Genomic DNA, 6,179 nt, shown 5'->3' on the forward strand with positions numbered 1-6,179 from the left:
AACGGATGGTCGCCGTGAACGGCGAATATGGCTGCATGGGCGATCTGGGGATGCATGTCTGCCATGTGCCGCTGCGGCTGGGCTGGGCGCCCGCCAGGGTGCATGCCAGCCTTGTCAAACGTGTGCCCACCCGGCCCGATGCCACCGGCGCGCGCGTGCCCTGCGAGACCTGGGACAATGCCACGATCACCGGACGCGTGGGCACGGGCGCGGGCGCCTTTCCGCTGACCCTGCGCACATGGCGGATCGCGCCGGGCCATTCCAACACCTGGCGCCTTAGGGTGCTGGGCATGTCGGGATCGGCCGAATTCTCGACCCGGTCGCCGCGCCAGTGGCGGTTCATGCGCTATCAGCCGGGCGGCAGCCAGTGCTGGCAGGTCGAGGATCTGGGCTATCAGTCGCTGTTCCCCACCATCACCGGCGGCATCTTTGAATTCGGTTTCACCGACGCGATCCTGCAGATGTGGGCGGCCTTTGTGGATGAGGCCGCAGGCGGCGACGCCCGCGGCTTTCCCTGCGCGACGCCGGACGAGGCCGCACAGCACCACGCCATCCTGACCGCCGCCCTGACAGCGGGCACCCAGGAACGCGTGGTTGATGTGGAGTACGGCACATGAAGCGATCCGAGATCAACGCCGCCATCCGCAGCGCCGAGGTGATGGCCGCAGCGCATGGCTGGGCCTTGCCCGATTTCGCCCGCTGGACGCCGCAGGACCATGCCGCCAATGCCACACGCAGCGCGTGGTTGTCCGAACGCCAGATCGGCTGGGATGTCACCGATTTCGGGCAGGGCCGGTTCGGGTCACGCGGCCTCGTGCTGTTCTGCGCGCGCAACGGGCTGCACGGTGTCGACGGCGAACGGCCCTATGCCGAAAAGCTGCTGTTCGTCGGCGTGGGGCAGGAAACCCCGTTTCACGCGCATCGCATGAAGCTGGAGGATATCATCGTGCGCGGCGGCGGCACGCTGTGTGTCGCGTTCTCGCCCGAGGGGAGTGTCGCGCCGCTGACCGGCGAGCCGGTGGCGCAGGAGGTGCGCATCGACGGCGCGGCCTTGCCCGCCTTCGGGCAGGTCCACCGCCTGCGCGCCGGGCAGGCGATCACCATTCCCCGCGGCCTCCAGCACCGTTTCTGGGGCGAGGACGCGCCGGTCTTTGTGGCCGAGGTCAGCCAGTGCAATGACGACCGGGGCGACAATTTTTTCCTTGAACCGATCGGGCGCTTTTCGCAGATCGAGGAAGATGAGCCGCCGCACCGCCTGCTGTGGAACGAAGGGGGCGGTCGGTGACCGCGCGGCGCGGCGTTGCCTGTGCGGGGAACTGGATTCTGGACATCGTCCACGACATTCCCCACTGGCCGCAGAAATCCGACCTTGTGCGCATCTCGGCCCAGACCAGCGGGCTGGGCGGGGGCGCGGCCAATGTCGCGGCGGATCTGGTCGCGATGGGGGTCAGCTATCCGGTGCTGCCCATCGGACTGGTCGGCGCAGGGGGCCTGGGCGATGAGATGCTGTCGCTATGCCGGGCGGCGGGGCTTGATACGGCGCGGATCGGGCGGTCGGCGGCAGCGGCGACCGCGCAGACCCATGTGATGAATGTGCCGGGCGACAGCCGCACCTTCTTTTATCACCCCGGCGTCAACGATCTGCTGGGTCCCGGCCAGATCGACGTGGCGGGGCTGGACGCGGCGGGGATCCGGATCCTCTATCTGGGCTATCTCAACCTGCTGGCGGCGCTGGACGCGCCCGGCCCCGATGGCCGGCCGGTGGCGGCGGATCTGCTGGGTGCGGCGCGGGCCGCAGGGATCACGACCTGCGTCGATCTGGTCTCATCGCAAGGCCCGGCCTATCGCCAGACGGTGTTCGGCGTGCTGCCCGAGGTCGATATCCTGTTTCTGAATGAGATCGAGGCGGCGCGGGCCACCGGACACCCCATCACAGGCGACACGGATGAGGCGGGCATGATCCGGGCCGCCGGGGCGCTGGCCGCAGGCGGGGTGCGCCGCGCGGTCGTCATGCATTCCGCCCGCCGCATCCTGTGGCACGAGGCGGGCGAGGCGCTGATCCATATCCCGCCCCCCCTGCCCGCCGCCGGGATCGTCAGCCCGGTCGGGGCGGGCGATGCCTTTGCCGCCGGTGTGATCCATGGGCTGCACGAGGGCTGGTCGCGGCAGGATTGCATCGATCTTGGCTGCCGCGCGGCCCGCGCCTGCCTGGGGTCTAAAACCGCAACCGGGGGGCTGGGGCCTGACCTGCTGCCGCGCGATCCTGCCCGATGACGGGCCGCCTGCCGCGCCGGGGCTCACTCTGCCGGGCGCGTGGCCCCGCTGCCCGGCAAGCTGACCTCGCTTGGCAGCGGTCGGCCCGCGAAATGCGCGTCGAGATTGTCGACCGTCAGCGCGGCCATCGCCTCGCGCGTTTCGGTGGTGCCCGAGCCCTGATGCGGCGACAGCGTCACGTTGGGCAGGGCGGTCAGGCGCGGGTCCACATCCGGCTCAGTGGCAAAGACATCCAGTGCGGCGGCGCCCAGCTGGCCGTCCTGCAACAGTCCGATCATCGCCTCTTCGTCCACGACCGAGCCACGGGCGATGTTGACCAGCAGCCCCTCGGGGCCAAGCGCCCGCATCACCGGAGCCGAGATCAGGCCCCGCGTCCCCTCGCCCCCGGCCACGATGACGACCAGAATGTCGCTGTCCTTCGCCAGCCCGAGCAGATCGGGCTGATAGCTGTGCGCGACGGGCCGCGCGCTGCGGTTCCAATAGGTGACCCGCAGCCCCAACAGCCCCGCCAGATCGGCGATATGCTGGCCGATGGTGCCCATCCCGACGATGCCCAGCCTGCGCCCGCGCAGACCCCGCTGCACCGGAAACGCACCCTTGCGCGCCCAGTCCCCGGAGCGGACCCAGCCATCCCCCGCCACCAGATTGCGCCATGCCGCCGCCGCCAGCAGCATCGCCATATCCGCGACCTCCTGCGCCAGCGCGGGCGAGGTATTGCCGAGGCGCACCCCGCGCCGGGCCATCGCCGCCAGATCAAAGCTGTCATATCCGGCCGACGAGCAGCTGACGATTTCCAGCGCGGGCAGACGCTCCAGCAGCGCCGCCGTGACCGGCACATGCCCGTTGGCGACGATGGCCCGGATCTGCGCGCCGTGGCGGTCCAGCAGCGCGTCGGGGTCCGGGGCCTGATCCAGCCGGTGCACATGGTAGCCCCGCTCCAGCCGCGCCAGCGCGTCGGGACGGATCGGGCACAGCATCAGCACATGCGGTTTCACGACGCCACCAGATCCGCAGGCAACAGCGCGTCGGGCAGGTTCTGATAGCAGACCGGACGCAGAAAGCGGCGGACCGACAGCGTGCCGACGCTGGTGGCGCCGAAATTCGTCGAGGCCGGGTAAGGACCGCCATGCACCATCGCATCGGCCACCTCGACCCCGGTGGGAAAGCCGTTGGCCAGCACGCGGCCCGCCATCCGCTCCAGCACCGGCAGCAGGCGGCGGCCCGCATCGGTATCGCCATCGTCCAGCTGCAGGGTGGCGGTCAGCTGGCCCGCGAAGCTGCGCGCGACATCCAGCATCTGCGCCGCGTCGCGGACCCGGACGATCAGGCCGAGGGGGCCGAACACCTCGTCGGACAGGGCGTGATCGGCCAGCCAGTCGCTGGCCTGCACCTGATACAGATGCGGCGCGGCGGCGCGGGCATCGGCCGTCCCGGCCAGCAGCACCTGCACGCCCTGCCCCGCCGCGATCCGGGCGGCGCCGTCACGATAGGCGCGCGCCATGCCGGGCGTCAGCATGGTCTGCGGCGCGACATCCGCCAGCGCGGCGGCGGTGGCCGTGGCAAAGGCATCCGCGTCCGGTCCCCCGATCACGACCGCGATGCCGGGATTGGTGCAGAACTGCCCCGCGCCCATGGTCAGGCTGGCGGCCCAGCCTTTGGCGATCGCCGCGCCCCGCGCCGACATTGCGGCGGGCAGGACGAACATCGGGTTCACGCTGCCCAGCTCGCCAAAGAACGGAATCGGCTCGGGGCGGGCGGCGCACAGGTTGTAGAGCGCGCGTCCCCCGCCAAGGCTGCCGGTAAAGCCCACCGCCTTGATGCGCGGATCGGTGACCAGCGCCTCGCCCGCCTCACGCGTGCCGCCCTGCACGAGGCTGAAGATGCCGGGCGCCATGCCGCAGTCCGCCAGCGCCGCGACAATGGCATCGCCCACGATCTCGCCCGTGCCGGGATGGGCCGAGTGGCCCTTGACCACCACCGGGCAGCCCGCCGCCAGCGCCGCCGCCGTGTCGCCGCCCGCGACCGAAAACGCCAGCGGAAAGTTCGAGGCGCCGAACACCGCGACCGGCCCGATGGGCCGCTGCATCATCCGCAGATCGGGGCGCGGCAGCGGCTGGCGGTCGGGCAGCGCCGCGTCATGGCGGCGGTCCAGATAGTCGCCCTGCCGGATATGGTCCGCGAACAGCCGCAGCTGGCCGGTGGTGCGGCCCCGCTCGCCCTGCAGGCGCGCCTCGGGCAGGCCGGTCTCGGCGTGACCTATGGCGGTGATCGCCTCGGCGCGGGCCTCGATCTGATCGGCGATGGCCTCCAGCAGCCGCGCCCGGTCGGCGCGCGAGGTGGCGGCGAAATCGTCAAACGCCGCTTCTGCCGCCGCACAGGCCCGGGCCACCAGATCGGAACTGCCGACCGCGAATTCATGCGCCGGACCATGGGCCGGGTCCGAGGTGAACCGCGCCCCGGTCGTGATCTTCTCGCCTGCGATCAGATGGGCGCCGTGGGGGGTATGGGTCATGTCGTCTTCCTCATGTCGGTTGTCTCGCGGCGCGCGCCCCGGCGGCGCCATGCGCCCACCACCGACGCGCCCCACAGCAGCAGCACGCAAACCCCCAGCCCCGCCGCAATGGGCCGGTCGAAAAAGGCGCTGAGATCGCCGCCGGATTTGATCATTGACGTCATGAACATCCGCTCGAACATGCCGCCCAGCACCAGACCCAGAATGATCGGGGCCACGGGAAAGCCGTTTTCCTCAAGCAACCATCCCAGAAGGCCGAGTGCAAGCATGATGACGATCCCGAAAACCGAGTTGGTCATCGCGAAGGCGCCGACGATGCAAAAGGCCAGCACGATCGGCAGCAGCACGCGCGAGGGCACCCGCAGCGCCTGCCGCGCGGCCTTGACCGCGACCCAGCCAAGCGGGACCATCATCAGCGTCGTCAGGATAAAGATCATGAAGACGGCATAGATCAGCTGCGGATTTTGCAAAAACACCGTCGGGCCGGGATTCATGCCCTTCATGTACAGCACGCCGATGACAATGGCGGTGACGCTGTCGCCGGGAATGCCAAAGACCAGCGCCGGGATCCACGCCCCGCCCACGGCAGCGTTGTTGGCGGCCGAGGCATCGACCAGCCCCTCGACATGGCCGGTGCCGTATTTCTCGGGCGTTTTCGAGAAACGTTTCGACACCGCATAGGCCATCCAGGCGGCAATATCCGCCCCCGCGCCGGGCAGCGCCCCGATCAGCGTGCCCATCAGCGAGCCGCGCGCGATATTCTTCGGGTGGCGCCGGATCACGCCGCCGACGCCCTTGAACAGCGCGCCCTCGCCCTGTGGCATCCGGGGCGGCGGGGCGTTGTGGTTCAGGCGGATGACGCCGCGCATGACCTCGGCCAGCGCGAAGAGGCCGATCATGGCCGGGATGAACTCGACCCCCGCCATCAGGTTCACCTGACCAAAGGTGAACCGGGGCACGCCGGTCGTCGGGTCCAGCCCCACGGTCGCCAGCGCCAGCCCGATCAGCAGCGCGATCCCGGCCTTGAGCGGATCTGCCGAGGCGATGAAGATGGCGCAGGACAGGCCGAGGGCGGCCAGCCAGAAATATTCATACGAGGTAAAGCGCAGCGCGAATTCCGCCAGCAGCGGCGCGGCGGCGATCAGCACGAAGACGCCCACCAGCCCGCCGATGCAGGACACCAGCAGGTTGGTGCCAAGCGCCATGTTGATCTGGCCCTTCATCGCCAGCCGGTGGCTGTCCTCGACATAGGCGGCGGATGCGGGCGTGCCCGGAATGCGCAGCAGCGCGCCGGGAATGTCGCCCGCAAAGATCGCCATGCCGCTGGCCGCGACGATGGCCGCCAGCGCCGGGATCGGCTCCATGAAAAAGGTCATCGGCACCAGCAGCGCCA

Annotated in this window: 5 protein-coding genes and 1 pseudogene; 3 read left to right on the plus strand and 3 right to left on the minus strand. The window is 70.0% G+C overall.

Annotation, left to right across the window (positions count from 1 at the left end; all coding sequences use genetic code 11):
* The 3 genes and pseudogenes from ACK41U_RS18830 to ACK41U_RS18840 all read left to right on the plus strand — a co-directional run.
* Positions 1-617: pseudogene (locus tag ACK41U_RS18830) on the plus strand (gfo/Idh/MocA family oxidoreductase); the annotation flags it as partial.
* Positions 614-1,285 carry a D-lyxose/D-mannose family sugar isomerase gene (locus tag ACK41U_RS18835; RefSeq protein WP_409683665.1) on the plus strand — a complete coding sequence of 224 codons (672 nt, stop codon included), beginning with the start codon at positions 614-616 and terminating at the stop codon, positions 1,283-1,285. The pseudogene ACK41U_RS18830 and the gene ACK41U_RS18835, both read left to right, overlap by 4 nt.
* A complete protein-coding gene (locus ACK41U_RS18840) occupies positions 1,282-2,274 on the plus strand; it encodes a carbohydrate kinase family protein (RefSeq protein ID WP_409683668.1) in 993 nt (330 codons plus the stop codon). The genes ACK41U_RS18835 and ACK41U_RS18840 overlap by 4 nt, the downstream gene beginning before the upstream one ends.
* A 23-nt stretch (positions 2,275-2,297) precedes the next feature.
* Here the strand turns inward: ACK41U_RS18840 and ACK41U_RS18845 are convergent, their stop codons facing one another.
* From ACK41U_RS18845 to ACK41U_RS18855, 3 genes are all read right to left on the minus strand, one after another.
* Positions 2,298-3,269 carry a 2-hydroxyacid dehydrogenase gene (locus ACK41U_RS18845; RefSeq protein ID WP_409683671.1) on the minus strand — a complete coding sequence of 324 codons (972 nt, stop codon included), beginning with the start codon at positions 3,267-3,269 and terminating at the stop codon, positions 2,298-2,300.
* Positions 3,266-4,786, minus strand: a complete 1,521-nt coding sequence (locus ACK41U_RS18850; protein WP_409683674.1) for an aldehyde dehydrogenase (NADP(+)) — start codon at positions 4,784-4,786, stop codon at positions 3,266-3,268. Before ACK41U_RS18850 ends, ACK41U_RS18845 begins: the two co-directional genes overlap by 4 nt.
* Positions 4,783-6,179: tripartite tricarboxylate transporter permease (locus tag ACK41U_RS18855; RefSeq protein ID WP_409683677.1), on the minus strand; the 1,397-nt coding region annotated here is incomplete at its 5' end. The genes ACK41U_RS18850 and ACK41U_RS18855, both read right to left, overlap by 4 nt.

This window comes from Paracoccus sp. (in: a-proteobacteria) (assembly GCF_046289755.1).
In the GTDB taxonomy this organism is placed as follows: domain Bacteria; phylum Pseudomonadota; class Alphaproteobacteria; order Rhodobacterales; family Rhodobacteraceae; genus Paracoccus.

What these genes read in the sequence shown, in the direction of transcription:
- ACK41U_RS18835 (WP_409683665.1), top strand. Translation starts at nt 614, where the DNA reads ATGAAGCGATCCGAGATCAACGCCGCCATCCGCAGCGCCGAGGTGATG.
- ACK41U_RS18850 (WP_409683674.1), bottom strand. Translation starts at nt 4,786, where the DNA reads ATGACCCATACCCCCCACGGCGCCCATCTGATCGCAGGCGAGAAGATC.